The 20,005-nt window shown below is 58.4% G+C and carries 18 protein-coding genes; 14 read left to right on the top strand and 4 right to left on the bottom strand.

Annotated features, from left to right (window positions below):
* The first annotated feature begins 275 nt into the window (after positions 1-275).
* From acs to ACR0M9_RS00310, 8 genes are all read left to right on the top strand, one after another.
* Complete coding sequence (gene acs, locus ACR0M9_RS00345) at positions 276-2,240, top strand: acetate--CoA ligase (RefSeq protein WP_480772600.1); 1,965 nt, start codon at positions 276-278, stop codon at positions 2,238-2,240.
* A gap of 7 nt (positions 2,241-2,247) precedes the next feature.
* Complete coding sequence (locus ACR0M9_RS00340) at positions 2,248-2,931, top strand: adenylate kinase (protein WP_267364040.1); 684 nt, start codon at positions 2,248-2,250, stop codon at positions 2,929-2,931.
* Between the two features lie 180 nt (positions 2,932-3,111).
* Positions 3,112-3,396, top strand: a complete 285-nt coding sequence (locus ACR0M9_RS00335; protein ID WP_209504901.1) for a DUF4212 domain-containing protein — start codon at positions 3,112-3,114, stop codon at positions 3,394-3,396.
* Positions 3,397-3,411: 15 nt separating this feature from the next.
* Positions 3,412-5,196 (top strand): sodium:solute symporter family protein, encoded by a 1,785-nt coding sequence (locus ACR0M9_RS00330; protein ID WP_480481301.1) that lies wholly within the window; start codon positions 3,412-3,414, stop codon positions 5,194-5,196.
* 108 nt (positions 5,197-5,304) lie between these two features.
* Positions 5,305-7,128, top strand: coding sequence for a DUF294 nucleotidyltransferase-like domain-containing protein (locus tag ACR0M9_RS00325; protein WP_480772599.1), 1,824 nt, complete (start codon positions 5,305-5,307; stop codon positions 7,126-7,128).
* Between the two features lie 27 nt (positions 7,129-7,155).
* Positions 7,156-7,674, top strand: coding sequence for a hypothetical protein (locus ACR0M9_RS00320; RefSeq protein WP_480485883.1), 519 nt, complete (start codon positions 7,156-7,158; stop codon positions 7,672-7,674).
* A gap of 2 nt (positions 7,675-7,676) precedes the next feature.
* Positions 7,677-9,089, top strand: a complete 1,413-nt coding sequence (locus ACR0M9_RS00315; RefSeq protein WP_480772598.1) for a 3'-5' exonuclease — start codon at positions 7,677-7,679, stop codon at positions 9,087-9,089.
* A 90-nt stretch (positions 9,090-9,179) separates the two neighbouring features.
* A complete protein-coding gene (locus ACR0M9_RS00310) occupies positions 9,180-9,680 on the top strand; it encodes a flavin reductase family protein (protein WP_480485887.1) in 501 nt (166 codons plus the stop codon).
* Here ACR0M9_RS00310 and ACR0M9_RS00305 read toward each other — a convergent pair.
* From ACR0M9_RS00305 to ACR0M9_RS00295, 3 genes are read right to left on the bottom strand one after another with little or no spacing between them, the layout of a single operon-like run.
* Entirely contained in the window at positions 9,677-10,156 is a 480-nt protein-coding gene (locus ACR0M9_RS00305; protein ID WP_480485889.1) for a DUF6505 family protein, read from the bottom strand. The genes ACR0M9_RS00310 and ACR0M9_RS00305 overlap by 4 nt on opposite strands.
* Positions 10,153-10,851, bottom strand: a complete 699-nt coding sequence (locus ACR0M9_RS00300) for a biotin/lipoate--protein ligase family protein (protein ID WP_480485891.1) — start codon at positions 10,849-10,851, stop codon at positions 10,153-10,155. Before ACR0M9_RS00300 ends, ACR0M9_RS00305 begins: the two co-directional genes overlap by 4 nt.
* Positions 10,848-11,909, bottom strand: coding sequence for an Mrp/NBP35 family ATP-binding protein (locus tag ACR0M9_RS00295; protein WP_480485893.1), 1,062 nt, complete (start codon positions 11,907-11,909; stop codon positions 10,848-10,850). Before ACR0M9_RS00295 ends, ACR0M9_RS00300 begins: the two co-directional genes overlap by 4 nt.
* A gap of 132 nt (positions 11,910-12,041) precedes the next feature.
* On the opposite strand from ACR0M9_RS00295, the gene ACR0M9_RS00290 reads away from it, so the two are divergent.
* Positions 12,042-12,770 (top strand): hypothetical protein, encoded by a 729-nt coding sequence (locus ACR0M9_RS00290; RefSeq protein ID WP_480485895.1) that lies wholly within the window; start codon positions 12,042-12,044, stop codon positions 12,768-12,770.
* Here ACR0M9_RS00290 and ACR0M9_RS00285 read toward each other — a convergent pair.
* Positions 12,764-14,716 carry a 4Fe-4S binding protein gene (locus tag ACR0M9_RS00285; protein WP_480772597.1) on the bottom strand — a complete coding sequence of 651 codons (1,953 nt, stop codon included), beginning with the start codon at positions 14,714-14,716 and terminating at the stop codon, positions 12,764-12,766. The genes ACR0M9_RS00290 and ACR0M9_RS00285 overlap by 7 nt on opposite strands.
* Before the next feature lie 289 nt (positions 14,717-15,005).
* On the opposite strand from ACR0M9_RS00285, the gene ACR0M9_RS00280 reads away from it, so the two are divergent.
* From ACR0M9_RS00280 to ACR0M9_RS00260, 5 genes are all read left to right on the top strand, one after another.
* A complete protein-coding gene (locus ACR0M9_RS00280) occupies positions 15,006-15,560 on the top strand; it encodes a DUF3305 domain-containing protein (protein WP_267365561.1) in 555 nt (184 codons plus the stop codon).
* Positions 15,557-16,132: a DUF3306 domain-containing protein gene (locus ACR0M9_RS00275; RefSeq protein WP_480545649.1), complete on the top strand. Its 576-nt coding sequence runs from the start codon at positions 15,557-15,559 to the stop codon at positions 16,130-16,132. The genes ACR0M9_RS00280 and ACR0M9_RS00275 overlap by 4 nt, the downstream gene beginning before the upstream one ends.
* Before the next feature lie 4 nt (positions 16,133-16,136).
* Positions 16,137-16,748 (top strand): TorD/DmsD family molecular chaperone, encoded by a 612-nt coding sequence (locus ACR0M9_RS00270; RefSeq protein WP_209595960.1) that lies wholly within the window; start codon positions 16,137-16,139, stop codon positions 16,746-16,748.
* A 57-nt stretch (positions 16,749-16,805) separates the two neighbouring features.
* Complete coding sequence (locus ACR0M9_RS00265) at positions 16,806-16,994, top strand: ubiquinol-cytochrome c reductase iron-sulfur subunit N-terminal domain-containing protein (RefSeq protein WP_209504175.1); 189 nt, start codon at positions 16,806-16,808, stop codon at positions 16,992-16,994.
* Between the two features lie 105 nt (positions 16,995-17,099).
* The gene (locus tag ACR0M9_RS00260; protein ID WP_480772596.1) at positions 17,100-19,994 is read left to right on the top strand and encodes a formate dehydrogenase subunit alpha; all 2,895 of its coding nucleotides are present in this window, start codon (positions 17,100-17,102) and stop codon (positions 19,992-19,994) included.
* Positions 19,995-20,005: the final 11 nt, after the last annotated feature.

The raw sequence follows: 20,005 nt of genomic DNA, 5'->3' as shown, positions 1-20,005 counted from the left end.
TGACACCTGCTTGTGTTAGGAACTGCAAGTAGGACATGTGTTACACCTATCCATATATTTTAAATAGATTTTTACGGAAATAGTGCGATTTCTTTACTAGATATGGTCGTAGTTAGAAATTTCTTTACAAATAAATTCAGGGATTCCGGCAATTTATTTATTTATTTTCAGAACTCGGTAATATTCGAACTCGGGGAGGAACGGGATCGACATTGCCGGACCAAGTGGCAAAAAATGTCCCAACGCAATCCAGTCCAGAGGGAGGAGCCTCAAAAATGACCACCGCTGCCCAGGCAGATGCCAAGACCTATCCGCCATCCGCAGAAACCGTCGCCCGTGCGCATGTTGATGCCGAAAAATATGCCGACATGTATGCCGCTTCGATCAGTGACCCCGACGCATTCTGGGGTGAGCAAGGCAAGCGCGTTGACTGGATCAAACCCTTCACCCAGGTCAAAGACGTTAACTACGATTTCGGTTCGGTTAAAATAAACTGGTATGCTGATGGCACCTTGAATGTCTCGGCCAACTGTCTGGATCGCCACCTGAAAACCCGCGGTGATCAAACGGCAATCATCTGGGAACCGGACGATCCAAATGACCCGGCTCAGCATATCTCTTACGCGGAACTGCACCGCCGCACCTGCCGCATGGCAAACATCCTAGAATCTTTGGGTGTGCGCAAAGGAGACCGCGTCGTCATTTATCTGCCGATGATCCCCGAGGCTGCTTATGCCATGCTGGCCTGTGCGCGGATCGGCGCAATTCACTCTATTGTTTTTGCGGGCTTCTCGCCGGACGCACTGGCTGCCCGGATCAATGGCTGTGACGCCAAGGTTGTGATCACAGCGGACGAGGCTCCGCGCGGTGGTCGGAAAACGCCGCTGAAATCCAATGCCGACGCGGCGCTGCTGCACTGCAAGGATACGGTCAAGTGCCTTGTCGTCAAACGGACCGGTGGCCAGACCACCTGGATCGACGGTCGTGACTTTGACTACAACGAAATGGCCCTTGAGGCGGACGACTACTGCGCGCCTGCCGAAATGAGCGCCGAAGATCCGTTGTTCATCCTATACACCTCCGGCTCGACAGGTCAGCCAAAAGGCGTTGTTCACACAACCGGCGGTTATCTGGTTTACGCCGCAATGACGCACGAGATCACCTTCGATTATCACGAAGGCGACGTGTATTGGTGTACTGCGGATGTGGGCTGGGTCACCGGCCACAGCTATATCGTCTATGGCCCGCTGGCCAACGGTGCGACCACGCTGATGTTTGAAGGTGTACCAACCTTCCCGGACGCCTCGCGTTTCTGGCAGGTCTGCGAAAAGCACAAGGTGAACCAATTCTACACCGCGCCTACAGCGATCCGCGCCCTGATGGGTCAGGGCAAAGAGTTTGTCGAGAAATGCGACCTCAGCGATCTGCGCACTTTGGGAACCGTGGGTGAGCCGATCAACCCCGAAGCCTGGAACTGGTACAACGATGTCGTCGGCAAGGGCAAATGTCCCATCGTGGATACATGGTGGCAAACGGAAACCGGCGGTCACCTGATGACCCCCCTGCCCGGTGCCCATGCAATGAAGCCCGGATCGGCAATGAAGCCGTTCTTTGGCATCGAACCGGTGGTGTTGGACCCGCAGTCCGGCGTCGAGATCGAAGGCAATGGTGTCGAGGGTGTGCTCTGCATCAAAGACAGCTGGCCGGGCCAGATGCGCACCGTCTGGGGCGATCATGAGCGGTTCGAAAAGACCTATTTCTCGGATTACAAAGGCTACTACTTCACTGGTGATGGTTGCCGTCGCGATGAGGATGGCGACTACTGGATTACCGGGCGCGTGGACGATGTGATCAACGTGTCCGGCCACCGCATGGGAACGGCCGAGGTGGAAAGCGCACTGGTAGCACACGCCGCCGTCGCAGAAGCCGCTGTTGTCGGATATCCTCATGAAATCAAGGGGCAAGGCATCTATTGCTATGTCACTTTGATGAATGACCGTGAACCAAGCGAAGAGCTCCGCAAGGAGTTGCGCACCTGGGTCCGGACCGAGATCGGACCGATCGCCAGCCCCGATGTGATCCAGTGGGCCCCGGGCCTGCCCAAAACACGCTCGGGCAAGATCATGCGTCGCATCCTGCGCAAGATTGCCGAAAACGATTTCGGTTCGCTGGGTGACACTTCGACACTGGCCGACCCGTCGGTGGTCGAAGACCTGATCGAAAACCGCGCGGGCAAGTGAGGATGTGATGGACGCTGCTACGATCACCACACCCGCAGTACTTATCCTTCTCGGCCCTCCGGGCGCCGGGAAGGGCACGCAGGCCCGGATGCTGGAAGAGAAATTCGGACTTGTTCAACTCAGCACGGGTGACCTGCTGCGCGAAGCCGTTGCCGCAGGCACCGACGCAGGCAAAGCCGCCAAAGCCGTGATGGAAGCCGGTGATCTGGTCAGTGACGAGATCGTCATTGCGATCCTGCGCGACCGTATGGCGCAACCAGATTGCGCCAAGGGTGTCATTCTGGATGGGTTCCCACGCACAACGGTTCAGGCCGAGGCGCTTGATGGTTTGCTTGCGTCCAATGACCAAAAGATCAACGCAGCAATCAGCCTGGAAGTGGAAGATGCCGAAATGGTGATCCGCATCTCGGGCCGCTACACCTGCGCGGGCTGCGGTGAAGGGTACCACGACCAGTTTAAGAAGCCTGCCGAAGACGGTAAGTGCGACAAGTGCGGCAGCACCGAATTCAAGCGCCGCGCGGATGACAACGCTGAAACCGTGGCTTCGCGTCTGGCAGCTTATCATGCGCAGACCGCGCCGCTGATCACCTATTACGACGGTCACGGTGTTCTGAAACGCATCAATGCCATGGGCAGGATCGAGGATATCGCGGGCGATCTCGAAGGGATCGTCAGCGACGTGATGAGTTAAGGGGAGGAGATAAGCCGCAAGGCTTTGATCCTAAAAAGAATACTTCAAAAGACCGCTTTGGCGGACTGGTGGAGTTTTGCCTGACACCACACGGTGTTGGGCATTGTCGAGAAGCGGACCGACGCACTGGAGGAGTTGGGCACCGGGCCGCCAAACGAGGAAGCGAAGGAGGAACCCGCAATGGCGGATCAATCTACAAACTCCGCGCAGGCAGCCGAAGCCGATAAGGGCTATTGGCAGGCCAACCTGCGCCTCATCTACATCAGCCTCGTGATCTGGGCGCTGGTGTCATTTGGATTCGGCATCCTGCTGCGTCCGCTGCTGTCGGGCATCGCCGTCGGTGGTACTGATCTGGGCTTTTGGTTCGCTCAGCAAGGATCGATCCTGGTCTTTCTGGTGCTGATCTTCAACTACGCCTGGCGCATGAACAAGCTGGACGCCGAACACGGCGTGGATGAAGAGTAAGGGAGAGCGGGGATAATGGATCAGTTTACCATCAACCTGCTGTTTGTCGGCGCATCCTTTGCGCTGTACATCGGCATCGCGATCTGGGCCCGCGCGGGTTCCACATCAGAGTTCTACGCCGCCGGTCGCGGCGTACACCCGGTCACCAACGGTATGGCGACAGCGGCAGACTGGATGTCTGCGGCCTCGTTCATCTCGATGGCGGGCCTGATTGCCTTTACCGGCTATGACAACTCGACCTTCCTGATGGGGTGGACGGGTGGCTACGTGCTGTTGGCCCTGCTGCTTGCGCCTTACCTGCGGAAGTTCGGCAAGTTCACCGTATCGGAGTTCATCGGCGACCGCTTTTACAGCCAGACAGCACGCATCGTTGCGGTGATCTGTCTGATTGTTGCATCGGTGACCTACGTTATCGGTCAGATGACCGGTGTTGGGGTTGCCTTTGGCCGCTTCTTGGAAGTGTCGAACACCACCGGGCTGTTGATCGGTGCAGGCGTTGTGTTTGCCTACGCGGTGTTCGGAGGGATGAAGGGCGTGACCTATACACAGGTCGCTCAGTACTGCGTGCTGATCACCGCCTACACCATCCCTGCCATCTTTATCTCGCTTCAGCTGACCGGCACTCCGATTCCGGCGCTGGGTCTGTTTGGCGACACTGCAAGCGGTGTACCGCTGCTGACCAAGCTGGACGGCATCGTGACAGAGCTGGGCTTCAACGAATACACGGCCCATCACTCGAACACGCTGAACATGGTGCTGTTCACCCTGTCGCTGATGATCGGTACCGCCGGTCTGCCGCACGTTATCATGCGCTTCTTCACCGTTCCCAAAGTTGCTGATGCACGCTGGTCGGCTGGTTGGGCATTGGTCTTCATCGCGCTGCTGTATCTGACCGCTCCGGCTGTTGGCGCAATGGCCCGTCTGAACATCACCGACATGATGTGGCCCAATGGTGGCATCGAAGGTGGTGCCGTTACAGTCGAACAGATCGACAATGATGCTCGGTACGACTGGATGGCCACATGGCAGAAAACCGGTCTGCTGGATTGGGAAGACAAGAACGGCGACGGCAAGATTCAGTACTACAATGACAAGTCTGAATCGATGCAGGCGATTGCGGAACAAAAAGGCTGGGTCGGAAATGAGCTGACCAAGTTCAACCGCGACATCCTGGTTCTGGCCAACCCCGAGATTGCCAACCTGCCCGGTTGGGTGATCGGTCTGGTCGCTGCTGGTGGTCTTGCGGCTGCTCTGTCGACTGCTGCCGGCCTGCTGCTGGCGATTTCGTCAGCCGTGTCTCACGACCTGATCAAGGGCGCAATCAACCCGCAGATCTCGGAAAAAGGCGAGCTTCTGTCGGCACGGATTGCGATGGCTGTGGCGATTGCTGTAGCGACCTGGCTGGGTCTGAATCCTCCGGGCTTTGCGGCACAGACTGTTGCTCTGGCCTTTGGTCTGGCGGCAGCCTCGATCTTCCCGGCACTGATGATGGGGATCTTCTCGACCCGCATCAACAACACCGGTGCTGTTGCAGGTATGCTGGCAGGTCTGGTCGTTACACTGGTCTACATCTTCCTGCACAAGGGATGGCTGTTCATTCCCGACACCAACTCGTTCACCGATGCCGATCCGTTGCTGGGTCCGATCCAGTCGACCTCGTTCGGCGCTGTCGGTGCCATGGTCAACTTCGCTGTCGCCTATGTTGTGGCTGGCATGACCAAGGAAACTCCGCAGGAGATCAAGGAACTGGTCGAAAGCGTTCGCATTCCCCGTGGTGCGGGTGCAGCTCAGAACAAGTGAGCATGATGCGGTCGTTGGCACTTGCCTTCGACCGCATCTTTCGATCCACTACTCCCGCCCGGCATACCACTGGGCGGGATTTTTTCACCAAAACATCGGAGACATCAGATGCCCCTGTCCCACGATGAAATCGCCCGGTTTCTGAAATCCGTTCATCCCTATGACGCGTTACCGGCTGATGCCCTGGATCAGATCGTAAAACAGATCGAGGTCTGGGAAGTCGAGGAAGACACCTCGGTCTATGAACTGGGTCATGCGCTTCCCGGTGTGTTCGTGATCTATGAAGGACAGGTTGAAATCACCGATGAGAATGGTGCCGTTGTCTCTCAACTGGGTTTGCGCAATTCTTTTGGAGAGCGCGGACTGCTGAAAGACGGTAAGGCAGCCACCAAGGCGCGTGCGCACACTCCGTCGGTCCTGATTGTTTTGCCACCGGATCTGGTGCGCGAGTTGATCGACGGTCACGATGTGGTCGCCAGGTTCTTCAACCGCACACGCGGCGACAGAAGTGGCCCGCAAAGCCTTGCGACCAGTTCCATTGATATTCTGATGGCACATAACCCGGCCACCTGCCCCGCGGATACGCCAGTTCAGAAAGCGGCGCAGATCATGCGCGATAAACACATCTCGTCGCTGTGCATCACAGACGGCGACACGTTGCAGGGCATCGCGACGCTGCGGGATATCTCGGGCAAATACGTTGCGGACGGCCTGCCTCCTTCCACGCCAATTTCCGAGATCATGACCGCGAACCCCGTCACCCTGTCACCCGGCGACATTGGTTCAGACGTGTTGCACATCATGATGGAACGCGGCATCGGCCACGTCCCGATTTCCGAGGGCGGTCGACTGGTCGGTATCGTCACACAAACCGACCTGACACATTACCAGGCCGTGAACTCGGCCGAACTGGTGCGACGCATCGCACAGGCAAATACCGCCGAAGATATGGCGCGAGTAACGGCGGAAATCCCACAGCTGCTGGTGCAACTGGTTGCAGGCGGGAACCGGCACGAAATAGTCACGCGCCTGATCACCGACATTGCCGACACGGTTACCCGGCGCCTTCTGGCCCTTGCTGAACAGAAACTGGGCCCGCCCCCGGTGCCGTATCTGTGGCTGGCCTGCGGCTCGCAAGGGCGGCAAGAGCAGACAGGCGTGTCGGATCAGGACAACTGCCTGATGCTGGATGACAGAGTGACCGATGCGGATATGGAATACTTTACAAAGCTGGCCAGGTTCGTGTCGGACGGGCTGGATACCTGTGGTTATTTCTATTGTCCCGGCGACATGATGGCGACCAATCCGCGCTGGTGTCAGCCGGTGCGTGTCTGGCGCGACTATTTCAAGGGATGGATCGCCAAACCAAACCCCGAAGCGCAGATGCTGGCATCAGTCATGTTTGACTTGCGCCCGATTGGCGGCGCGTTCGACCTGTTCGCCGACCTGCAGGCCGACACATTGGCCGCAGCTCGGGCCAATTCGATCTTCGTTGCGCATATGATCTCGAACTCGTTGAAACACACGCCGCCGCTGGGTTTGCTGCGTGGTTTTGCGACCATCCGGTCGGGCGAACATCGCAATACGCTGGACCTGAAACACAATGGTGTTGTTCCGGTCGTGGATCTGGCGCGGATCTACGCCTTGCAAGGCGTACTGCCCGAGGCCAATACCCGAGCCCGCCTTAAAGCGGCTGAGGCCAATGGCGTTCTCAGCGCGTCGGGCGCACGCGATTTACTGGACGCCTATGATCTGATCGCTGAAACCCGGCTTGAACACCAGGTCCAGCTGGTTAAATCGGGCAAGAAACCAGACAATTATTTGCCACCTTCCGATCTTTCGGACTTTGAGCGAAGTCATCTTCGTGATGCCTTTGTTGTGGTAAAAACGATGCAATCGGCGGTCGGCCACGGCAAGGGACTACTGGGCTGACATGCATCTGAAGAACGGAGTGACACGATGTTTCTGGAATTGATCGGCACTGTTTTTGCGGGCTTCGCTTTTGCGGGTATCGTTCTTGTGCTGAACAAGCTGACCGGAGGGCGGTTGCCGAAATGGGTTACTCCGGTCGCGGCGGGTTTGGGGATGATCGCTGTGACCATCTCCAGCGAGTATTCCTGGTATGAGCGTACGCGCGAACAGCTTCCCAAGGAGATGGCAATCGTGCAAGAGGTTGAAAGCCGCGCCCTCTACCGCCCGTGGACCTACGCCATGCCCTTCGTCGACCGCTTTGCCGCCATCGATACCGTGTCGGTGCGCACAAACGAAAACGTGCCCGACCAGCGGCTTGTCGATCTTTACTTCTTCGGCCGCTGGGCCCCGGTTTCAAAACTGCCCGTAGCCGTAAACTGTGCCGAGAATCGTCGCGCCAATCTTGCGGACGGTGCTGAGTTTTCCGATGACGGACGTCTGCTGAATGCAGACTGGATATCTGCCGGGCCTGCCGACCCCATCATCGACGCCACCTGCGGGGTTTGACCATGCTCACAGGGTTAAGCCTGAGGTTCAGGATATTTCTGTTTTTCTGTCTGCTCGCGCTCGGCGGGATATCAATCAGTTCCGCCGCCCTGTGGATCACCTATGCCCGGGCAGCGCAACCTGACCTGTTTGATGACTTCATCTTTGCCGAGGTTCTGATCGGGTTTGGATTACTGGCTTTGATCGCCGGTATCTGGCTGTTGTTTGACGACAATGTCGCCAAACCGATCGAACGGCTTTCAGCACAACTGCGGGCCCGCGCTCATGCCGGTGTCAGCACCGATCTGGACATGCAAGCCGCGCGATACCTGGGCGATCTGGCCCCAGCAGCGGCTGGCCTGGCCGAGCAACTTGCCGCAAATGCCATGCACACAGCCGAGGCGGTGGCCGCCGAAACCGCTCATCTGGCGGCGGAAAAACAGCGCCTTACTGCCCTTCTGACCGAAATCCCGGTCGCCATGTTGCTGGCCAGTCCGAAACACCAGATCGTTTTGTATGATGGTCAGGCAGCCGAGGTGCTGGCCCAGATCGCGCATCCCCGCCTGAACGCCTCGCTCTTCGAATACATCGAATCGACGGGGCTGACGGACGCGTATGGAAAGTTGTGCAAATCAGGTAAGGATGTTTTCTGCACCCTGACCAGCGTGGACGGCCGACAAACCTATTCGGCCCGAATGAAGCCACTGGGGGACGCACCCGGTTACATGCTGGTGTTCGAAGACAGCGTTGCCCGTATGTCGCCAGATGAGGCACGCCCACTGGTCTATGATTTCGAGTTGCTGGACACGCCGGGTGACGGTGCGTTCGAAAACCGCTCTTTGGTGGATTTGTGTTTTGTGGTCTTTGACACGGAAACAACCGGTTTGCTGCCGCACAAGGATGAGATCGTTCAAATCGGCGCGGTCCGCGTTGTGAAAGGCAAGATCGTTGCGGGCGAGCATCTGGACATGCTTGTTGATCCGGGCATTCCGATCCCTGCTGCCTCGACCCGCGTGCACAAGATCAGTGATCGCATGGTTCAGGGCGCGCCGGATATCGTCAAAGCCGGGCGTGTGTTTCACCAATTCTCACGCGATGCGGTGATCGTAGCCCATAACGCCCCGTTCGACATGGCGTTCCTGCGCCGCCATGCCAAGCGTATGGAAGTCGAATGGGATCATCCGATACTCGACACTGTGCTGCTGTCGGCTGTTTTGTTCGGCGCAAGCGATACACATACACTGGACGCAGTGTGCGAACGGCTGGACATCACTATCCCCGAGGCGCTGCGCCATACGGCATTGGGCGACGCGGTGGCAACGGCCGAGGCGCTGGTCAAGATGCTGCCCATTCTGCAGGCGCGCGGGCTGAACACCTTTGGCGAAGTTATCGTCCAGACCCGCAAACACGGACGTCTTCTGGAAGACCTGAATTAACACCGAAATTTGCAAACGCCGTTCAGCTTTTCGTGGACAATCCGGGCCACGCATGGCACCTGATGCGCGGCCAAGGAACACGCGCGCGATATGACGGAAAAGATTTTCACACCGACCCCGGATCAAAGCCACGCCTTTCGTGAGGCGCTGGGATGTTTCGGAACAGGCGTCACCGTGATCACTGCGCAAACCGAAGACGGCCCACGTGCAATCACCGTAAACTCGTTCGCGTCAGTGTCCCTGAATCCGCCGCTGGTGTTGTGGTGCCTGGCCAGAGAGTCAAACCGCTTCGACACTTTCAGCACCTGCACCCATTACTCGATCCACGTCATGGCTCAGGATCAACAGGATCAGGCGCTAAGATTTGCCCGCGACGGTGTGGATTTCACCCATGCCGAGTGGACGACGGACGAGGCTGATCGCCCGCAGCTGGCCAATTGTCTGGCACGGTTTGACTGCCGGTTGCATGCCCGGCACGAGGCTGGAGATCATCTGATCATTGTGGGTCATGTGGATCAGGTCATGTACCGCACCGGCAAGGGTCTGATCTTCAAGCGCGGTCAGTTCGGCGGGTTTGTCGACCCTTTCTAGTCGTCCAGCGACCCATGCACCGCCAGAACCTCTAGCTGTGCGTCTTGCGGAGTGATCACACGAAAGGCTTCGTGCACTCCTGTCTCAGACAATTCTCTGGCGACGGTCAGCAGCGTGTTGGCCGCATGGTCTTCACACAGCTCTGACATGTGATCGATTTCGTTCTGTGCCACGCTCAATGCCGCTTCGACCGAGGGCGCTCCGTAATACTGCACGAAATGTTCTGCCAGATTGCGGGTGATCTGATCCCTTTCAGCCGCTTCGATCTGGGTTACCGCCACAAATGTCACCCGGCCAAAGGTTTCCAACCCCAGCCAGCCATTCGCAAAAGCCTGACGCGCCTTACCTTCCAGATCCGCGCCGCTCCAGTTCGAAAACTCGAACCCGCCCGAAACGCACCATTCGCCCGTACGTGCCGGAGAATGGAACACGTTCATGTCGCTTTCATCGAAATGGATCGCGCGGGCCAGTTTCATCGTCCGTTCTCCAATAGTTCCGTCAGCGGGCGCAGGCGGGTGTTGACCCCGTCGCGGATCAGCATTCCAAACCTCTCATCCGTGCCAAGGAATACACCGCCATCAACCAGTGGCTCACCTACGCCACGCAGCAGGCCCATCCATTCGGCATGCAGGGGCGCGTTGCCATCCTCCTGCCAGCGGTTGAGCCAGGTCAGCATATGGCGTGACCAGCTTTCGACCAGTTGCGTGGCCGAAACCTCGGCACAACCTTCATCATAAAGGGCTGTGACATCCGGCGTTTCGCCGGGCGCGGTGCTGGTTTGCATCAATGCGAGCTCCCAGCCGACAATCAGCCAATCCGGTTCTTCTTCCGCGTTTTCCCCGGAGGCCGAAACGCGGAACACACCGCATTTCGCACCATTCACACAAATCAGACCATCCCACCCCAGATGCACCGCCACTTCGGGTGGGGCCAGAGCGCCCAGCGCATTCTGAAACCCAACGGCACAAAGCGGCAGCATCGCCATCGCGTCCCGAAGCGGCACCTCGGGCGCGAAAACGATCGCGACACGCAGGTAATCGGCCTGAATGTTATAAACAACCGCCCCCGCATCGCAGCCCAAAGCCGCCATAGCCTGGGCGCGTTCAAACGGGTCTTCCCCACCCTGAACCGGGTGACCCGTCAACAAAGGGGGAAAGACCGGTTGGCTCATGCGGTGCCTTTGGCGATCATGTCGCGGGCGATCTTGCGGAAAGCCTCGGCCTGAGGGCTGTCTGGTTTGCTGACCACAATAGGCGCACCCCCGTCTGCGGCGATACGAATGTCCAGATGCAACGGGATTTCACCCAGCAGCGGCACGCCCATCGCCTCGGCCTCGGACTTGACACCACCATGACCAAAGACGTGTTCTTCATGCCCACAGTTCGAACAGATATGCGTGGACATGTTTTCGATCATCCCAACGATAGGCGTCTTGAGCTGATTGAACATGTCGATTCCCTTGCGGGCATCAATCAGCGCCACGTCCTGCGGCGTCGAGACGACAATAGCGCCGTCCACCTTGAATTTCTGGCTCAGCGTCAGTTGCACGTCGCCGGTACCGGGCGGCAGGTCGACGATCAGCACGTCCAGGGCACCCCATTGCACCTGGCTCATCATCTGTTGCAGCGCCCCCATCAGCATCGGCCCGCGCCAGACAACGGCCTGCCCTTCATTGGTCATCAACCCCATCGACATCATGGTGACGCCGTGGTTGCGCAGAGGCAGGATGGTCTTGCCATCGGGGCTGGCCGGACGGCCCGAGACACCCAACATCCGAGGCTGCGACGGCCCGTAAACATCCGCGTCCAGCAAACCCACGCGCCGCCCTTCTGCGGCCAGCGCACAGGCCAGATTGGCCGACACGGTGGATTTGCCCACACCCCCTTTGCCAGAAGCAACCGCAATGATCCGGTCGACACCGGGAACGGCCTGCGGTCCAGTTTGCGAGGGCTTGGGTTTCGGCTTCAGGTCCGGCGGCGCCTTATCGGAATGCGCAGTCATCAGGGCCGAAACATTTACGACGCCCTCAACCATCTGTGCGGCCTTTTCAGCTGTTGCGCGCACAGGTTCCATCTTTTCGGCATGCTTCGGGTCGATCTCAAGGACAAAGCGAACCGTATCGCCCTCGACATTCAGCGCACGCACGATGCCCGCACTGACAATGTCCTGACCTGAAACCGGATCGGTGATCTTTTTCAGGTTCGCCAGAACCGCGTCACGAACACTCACGCTGTTCTCTCCTTGGTATGCCCCGCCGACAGGGGCGTGCGTGTCGACATGTATTGGTCGCCGCTCATTGCATGTGTCTCCGTCTCTTTCTGTTCATTTGACGCGTAACAGCCTTCATAGTTAGGCTAAACCATGCGCCTTGTCTTGTTGTGCCTGAGCCTGACGCTCACCGCCACCCCCTCCTTGTCGCAGGAGGCGATTGGCCTTGCGGCCCCGGCAGAGGTTAACGACTCCGGTCTGTTGCAACATATCCTTCCTCGCTTCTCTCTCAAGACCGGGATACGCGTTGTCGCAGATGATGCCGGTGCCATGGTGCTGGTAACCGAACCACCCGGCGATCCTGTCTTTGCCCGTGGTGGCGTGGTTTATCACCTGCGGATCGAAGGCGATGATCGTCAAATCCGGTTTCGCGACTGGCTGCAATCAGAGATCGGCAAGCGCACTGTCGAAAGCTTTCCTCCTGTGGTTGGTGAACCGTTCAGCGCCAGCTTTGATCCCAAGGTCACCCAGTCGGACGATACCTTGGACGGCAACACCGTGTTGGGCGAAGAACTGTCGATGACCCATTGTGGTCGATGTCATGTGATTGGCCCCCGCAATCGGATGAACGGGCTTGGCTCGACCCCCTCTTTCGCCGTCCTGCGCGCGATGCCGGATTGGTCGGAACGGTTCGAAGCGTTCTTTGCCCTCAATCCCCACCCCGCATTCACGCAGATCGACGGGTTGACACCGCCCTTTGATCCCGAGCGCCCATCCCCAATTCACCCGGTCAAGATGACGTTGGACGATCTTGAAGCCATCCTGGCGTTTGTTTCGCGCATAGACGCCGCTGATCTGGGCGCGCCGCTAAAGCTTCAGTGATCCTTTCTATCCGAATAGTAATCCTCGGTGGTAACGACCCGAGGCTTGGGTTTTGACTGGAACGGATTGTCCTGCTGCTGGAAATGAGCATTCACCCGGCAATTGTCGCACATCTGGATCATCCGTGCCTGATCCGATGTGGCAAACATCGGGTGCGTGCCCGAAAGCTTTTCCATGATCCGTTCAACGGTTGATTTCACCCCGAACAGAGCCCCGCATTCGATGCAGGCAAACGGTTCCTCCTCGTTCAGGACCTGCTGAGACAGGGCAGCGTCGCTCAGATCCAGTTGCGGCACCAAGGTGATCGCGTCTTCGGGGCAGATCGTCTTGCACATTCCGCATTGCAGGCACGCATCCTGCTGAAAGTTCAACTGGGGCTTGTCAGGGTTATCCATCAAAGCTCCGGACGGGCACAGCGACACGCAACTAAGACAGAGCGTGCAACTGTCTGTATTCACAGCAACGGCACCGTAAGGCGCACCTTCAGGCAATGGCAGCGGGGCTTTGGCCTGCGGGTTCAGGGCCTGTGCTGCCAGCCGCGCGATTTGTCGGCGGTTGCCAAGTGGCAAGACCGGATTTGCCAACGGTTCGGGGACATTTTGCGCATACAGCAAGTCTGCCATCGCATCAGGGTCCACCTCCTCGATCAGCCCGATCGCATCCGAACTGGTTATGGCACGTGCCAGTTCAATTTCGCGATCCAGCGCATCCCGTTCGGTCTTCGGGGCCAGCAACACATCCACACGCGCAAATCCATGTGCCAGCGCGGCCAGCATTTCCGAATGGCCGAACCCGGATATCACTTTCAATTCCAGCGGGATAACATCCGCAGGCAATCCCCGGCCGAACCTTGCTGTAAGCCTTATCATTTCGGCCCCGTAGGCGTCGTGCACAAGCAACCGGGGTGCGATACCGCCTGCCCTTCGGTACGTGCGTGCCAGAATATGCATCCGTGACAGCAAGGCCGAAACAGGTGGATCTTCATAGGTTATCGCCGATGACGGGCAGACCGCCGCGCATTCGCCACACCCGGCGCAGACCATCGGATCAATCGCCACATGCTCGCCCGAGGGTGTGATTGCACCGGTTGGGCAGATATCCAGACAGTTTGAGCATCCGACCTGTTCCGCCCGCGAATGGGCGCAAAGTGTTTCCTCCAGTCGCACGTACAGAGGTTTTTCGAATGTTCCGACCAGTTGGGCGGCGTCAAAAGCCAGACGTTCTACAGAAACCGCATCCTTGGGATCAGCCCGCAAATACCCTTCGCGCTTGGCCGGAGCCTGCACAAAGGGCGTGCCCCCCGTCAGGTCAACAATGATATCGCAGGCCGATTGCGCCCCATCTCTTGGTTCCGTCCAATTGAAAGCACCTCTGCCTGCGGGAACCACTTGCTGCACATTGTCCAGACGCAAGGAAAACCCACCCAGAGCACCCGAAACAGACCGCAATTGTCCCCGAATGACATCGAAGGCCCGAGAGTCTGGCTCAGCCTGATCCGTGACCAGAACGGTTACCGCCAGTGTTCGGGCCAACCTTTCCGCCAGTCCAAAGGCAACGGTACCAGGACCAATGATAAAACACGTGCCTTCGCTGATAACATCAACGCTGGGCGTCACCGGTTGCGGCAGGAACGCTTCGGCAGCTAAGGCAGCCATTTTGGCCGTCGCATCCGCGCCCTGATCGGACCAACCGGCGCGATCCCGCAGGTCGACAAAGCCGGGAATTTCGACATTCATATCTTCGGCAAGCGACCGGAACACCTCTTGTTCCTGCAGACAGGCGATGACGGTATCGCCCTCTTGCATCAAGGATGCAGCAGATTGCAGTTCTTTTGTGCAAAGCGCGGTATGCACCTTTGAACAGGTAATCCCGCAGGCGCTTTCGATCCTGTCCGGATCCAGCGCCTGAGTTCCCGCGCAATCGCAGAGCAAAAGTTTCGTGCCCATGTCCCCTCCCTCGGGAAGCAGTCCCGATCCTTTGCACTTTAGGCTGCATTCCCGCCTTTGCACTTTAGGCTGCATTCCCGATGAAGCAACTTCAACCCTGCGAAGTGCACAGCGCGCCCGGCAGAGTTTCGCGGCAAAATCCCATAAAACAAAAGCCTTCTCAGGCTTTGATCACGAAGACGCTACCGGGAATACGACCAAAGTATTAAAGCGCAGGCTTGGCACGTGGCTATTTTGTGTACCATAGTGGACATGGAAAGGCAGGGGAGAGCCTTTCGGGGAGGATCCAGTGGCCAAGGCCGCAAGCCAGATCGACATGCCGGTTGGCGTCATTGTGCGCAAAACACCCGGGGTCACACGTTGGGCCCGCTGGAACTGGCGCGCGGTCGCCGTGTTGCCCGGTGCAGGGCCAGCCGATTGGCAGGAACTGCGCCGCGAAGGCGAGGCGGTCGAATACCACGCTGCCACCCTTCCCCTGACCCTCTGGGCGGACGAGACTGAAGCCTACCTGGTCAACCTGTCGGACGGGCAACCCTCGATCTATCTTGTACTGCGGAATGAGCTGAAGGGCGACACGCCCCTGAATGCAGTTCTGATCACCGCTTCTCCGTTCCAGGGGCAGGATTACGCGGACACCGGCGAAGAGATTGTCGAGAAAATCCCAATGACCGAAGGGTTGATCGCCTGGGTACGGGATTTCACCCTGAAACATCACCAGCACGAAGTGTTCGTCAAGCGCCGTCGCGACAGAAAGCGAACCGATTTGGTGGAGGATGGTAAGGGCGACGCGCGTATCCGGCAGGCATCGGATGTTTTCCGCGCCCCGAGACGGGTGCTGCAATGACAGAGCGGCGTGATTTCTGGTCGCGCCGAAAGGCTGCCGTTCAGGCCGAAGCTGAAGCCGAGGCGCTGGCCCTTGAAGAACAAGTGATCGCAGCCCATCACGCTGAACTTGAAGAAAAGAGTGACGTTGAGATTTTGGCCGAATTCAACCTTCCCGATCCCGATACCCTCGGACCCTGCGATGATGTTTCGGGCTTTATGTCCAAGGCAGTGCCTGATCGCCTTCGGCGCCGCGCCCTGCGGCGGTTGTGGCGGCTGAACCCTGTTCTGGCAAATGTCGACGGGCTGGTTGATTACGGCGAGGACTACACCGATGCCGCCTGCGTGATCGAAAACATCCAAACCGCCTATCAGGTTGGAAAAGGCATGCTGGCGCATGTCGAGGCACTGGCCGCCGACGCGCAAGAAACGGAAGAAAACGAAATCGAGGCTGATACGCTCTCTGAACCTGAGGTCGTGCCGGTTGACCCTGATCCCGTGCCACAGCCGGTTTCAGTTGCTCAGGTAGAAGAGCCGGAAGAACTCGAGCGTCCCCCGTCGCCACGTCGAATGACATTTGAATTTGAAGGATGACCGAATGACCGCAAGTGACGCGCACACTCTGGATGTTTCAGCCGAGGATCGACTGCGCGCGGATTTCTATAACTTTCTGGGTCTGTTACTGGCAGGTCCTCCGGATCAGATGTTGCTGGACCAAATGGCTGGTCTGGTCGGAGATGACACGGATCTCGGCAAGGCCGTTCAATCCATGGCACGGGTTGCTAAGGTCACCAAGCCAGCCGCTGCCGAACGGGAATTCAATGCGTTGTTCATCGGATTGGGCCGGGGTGAGTTGCTGCCATATGCCAGCTTCTACCTGACGGGCTTTTTGAACGAGAAACCCTTGGCTCAGCTGCGCAATGACATGGCGGTTCGCGGGATCACACGTGCCCAAAACGTGTTCGAGCCCGAAGATAACATCGCCTCATTGATGGAGATGATGGCCGGAATGATCGTCGGGCGTTTTGGCGGCCCGGCTTCCCTGGATGACCAAAAGGCATTCTGGAGCAAGCACATCGGCCCCTGGGCCACGCATTTCTATTCGGATTTGGAAGCAGCCGAGAACTCGGTCCTTTATGCATCCGTCGGCACTGCCGGGCGGGTGTTTATGGAGATCGAGCGCGAAGCGTTCCGGATGACGGCGGGGTAATCCGCACATCGCCGGTGTCCCATGGGCACCAAACCGCAATTGGGAAAGGAGGTTCCCATGAGCAAGACCAAGGAAGAAGGCGCCACGCGCCGTGACTTCCTCAAACTGGCCGGTACCGCAGCGCCTGCTGCCGTTGCCGCCGCCAGCCTGACCGGGAAGGCCGAAGCCGCGGCGCTACCGACCGACGAAACCCGCATTCAGGATACTGCGCATACACGCGCCTACATCGAGAGCACCCGGTTCTAGGACCGGACGCTTTCACACCCGGCAGACGGTTGCGATTGGCCCTGACGTCGGTTTCAGCAGTACCAAGCCAGCCGTGGCTGACACGGCGCGCAAGGGAGGAAAGACATGCTTAGGAAAAAGACCAACGGGGTTGCGAGACGCCCCCAGCGGACAAGTATCCTGTCCCAGGTCGGCGAGAAAACCGTCGATCGCCGCGCATTCCTGCGTGGCTCGGGCCTGACGATCGGCGGCCTTGCCGCGATCAGCGCCACAGGTGGAACCGTGACGCCAGCCAGTGCCCAGACAGCGGCCAATCAGGCCGTCGAAAACATCAAATCCGTATGCACCCACTGCTCGGTCGGCTGTACCGTCGTTGCCGAAGTACAGAACGGTGTCTGGGTCGGGCAGGAACCCGGTTGGGACAGCCCGTTCAATCTGGGTGCACACTGTGCCAAGGGGGCTTCGGTTCGCGAGCACGCCCATGGCGAGCGCCGCCTGAAATATCCGATGAAAAAGGAAGGCGGCGAGTGGAAGCGCATCAGCTGGGAAGAGGCGATCAACGAGATCGGCGACGGCATGATGAGCATCCGCGAGGAATCCGGGCCCGACAGCGTGTACTGGCTGGGCTCAGCAAAACACAATAACGAACAGGCTTATCTGTTCCGCAAGTTCGCTGCCTACTGGGGCACGAACAACGTGGACCATCAGGCCCGTATCTGCCACTCGACCACCGTTGCGGGTGTTGCGAATACATGGGGCTACGGCGCCATGACCAATTCGTATAACGACATCCACAACTCGCGCGCCATCTTCATCATTGGCGGCAACCCGGCTGAGGCGCACCCTGTCTCTCTACTGCACGTTCTGCGCGCAAAAGAGCAGAACAACGCCCCACTGATCGTCTGCGACCCGCGATTTACGCGCACGGCGGCCCATGCGGATGAATATGTCCGTTTCCGCCCAGGCACAGACGTTGCGCTGATCTGGGGCATCCTGTGGCACATCTTCGACAACGGTTGGGAGGATAAAGAATTCATCCGCACCCGTGTCTGGGGCATGGACCAGATTCAGGATGAGGTGGCCAAATGGACGCCTGAAGAAACAGAACGCGTCACCGGCGTGCCTGGCTCGCAACTGAAACGTGTTGCCCGAACCATGGCCAACAACCGCCCCGGCACGGTCATCTGGTGCATGGGCGGCACACAGCACACCAACGGCAACAACAACACCCGCGCCTATTGCGTGCTTCAGCTTGCGCTGGGCAACATGGGTACCTCGGGTGGCGGTACCAATATCTTCCGCGGCCACGACAACGTGCAGGGCGCGACAGACCTTGGTGTTTTGTCCCACACCCTGCCCGGCTATTACGGCCTGTCTGCGGGCGCATGGGGCCACTGGAGCCGCGTCTGGGGTGAAGACCTGGATTGGCTGAAGGGCCAGTTCGCCACGATCAAGGGCAAAGACGGCAAGGACAAACCGCTGATGAATGAAAGCGGTATCCCGGTATCCCGCTGGATCGACGGTGTTCTGGAAGACCCTGCGAACATGGATCAGGACAACAATGTCCGTGCCATGGTTCTGTGGGGTCACGCGCCGAACTCGCAAACGCGGGGTCCGGAAATGAAAACGGCAATGGAAAAGCTGGACATGCTGGTCGTGATTGACCCGTATCCCACTGTCTCGGCCGTTCTGCATGACCGCACCGACGGCGTCTACCTTTTGCCCGCCTGTACGCAGTTCGAAACCCGTGGCTCGGTCACCGCGTCAAACCGCTCGTTGCAGTGGCGTGACAAGGTCGTTGATCCGCTGTTCGAAAGCCTGCCGGACGAGGTCATCATGGCCAAGTTCGCCAACAAGTTCGGCTGGGCGGATCGCCTGTTCCGCAATATCGAGATGGAAGACCCCGAGACCCCGAATGTTGAAAGCATCACGCGTGAATTCAACTCGGGCCTCTGGACCATCGGATATACCGGGCAGTCGCCAGAGCGTTTGAAAAGCCATATGGCCAATCAGCACACGTTCGACCGAACCACGCTGCAAGCCATTGGTGGACCAAACGACGGCGAATATTATGGTCTGCCCTGGCCGTGCTGGGGAACCGCTGAGATGGGTCATACGGGGACCCCGAACCTCTATGACATGTCCAAACCGGTGGCCGAAGGCGGCCTGACCTTCCGCGCCAGGTTCGGAGTGGAACGCGATGGCGACAACCTGCTGGCCGAAGGGGTCTATAGCGTTGGATCAGAAATTCAGGACGGATACCCTGAATTCACGATGCAGATGCTGATGGACCTTGGCTGGGACGGCGACCTGACGGCTGAAGAACGCGCTGCAATCGATGCCGTTGCAGGCCCCGAGACCAACTGGAAAACCGACCTTTCGGGCGGTATCCAGCGGGTGGCGATCAAGCATGGCTGTGCGCCCTTCGGGAACGCCAAGGCCCGCGCGGTCGTCTGGACCTTCCCGGATCCGATCCCACTGCATCGCGAGCCGCTTTATACGAACCGGCGTGATCTGGTGGTGGACTATCCAACCTACGAGGACCGGCACGCCTATCGCCTGCCCACCCTTTATGCTTCGATCCAAAAGAACGACTTTTCAAAGGATTACCCGATAATCCTGACGTCAGGTCGTCTGGTCGAATATGAAGGCGGCGGCGATGAAAGCCGATCTAACCCATGGCTTGCTGAACTTCAGCAGGACATGTTCGTCGAGATCAACCCGCGCGATGCCAACAACCTTGGCATTCGGGACGGGCAACAGGTCTGGGTAGAAGGTCCGGAAGGCGGTAAGGTCAAGGTGATGGCAATGCTGACCAATCGGGTTGGTGCCGGTGTCGCCTTCATGCCTTTCCACTTTGGCGGCCATTTCCAGGGCGAGGACTTGCGGCACAAATACCCCGCCGGTGCTGACCCCTATGTTCTGGGCGAAAGTTCCAACACCGCCCAGACTTATGGCTATGATTCAGTGACCCAGATGCAGGAGACCAAGTGTACTCTCTGCAAGATCTCGGCAGCGTAAGGAGGACGATT

It is taken from the genome of Ruegeria sp. CH2 (genome assembly GCF_056537065.1).
This window is presented reverse-complemented; position numbering and strand designations above follow the sequence as displayed.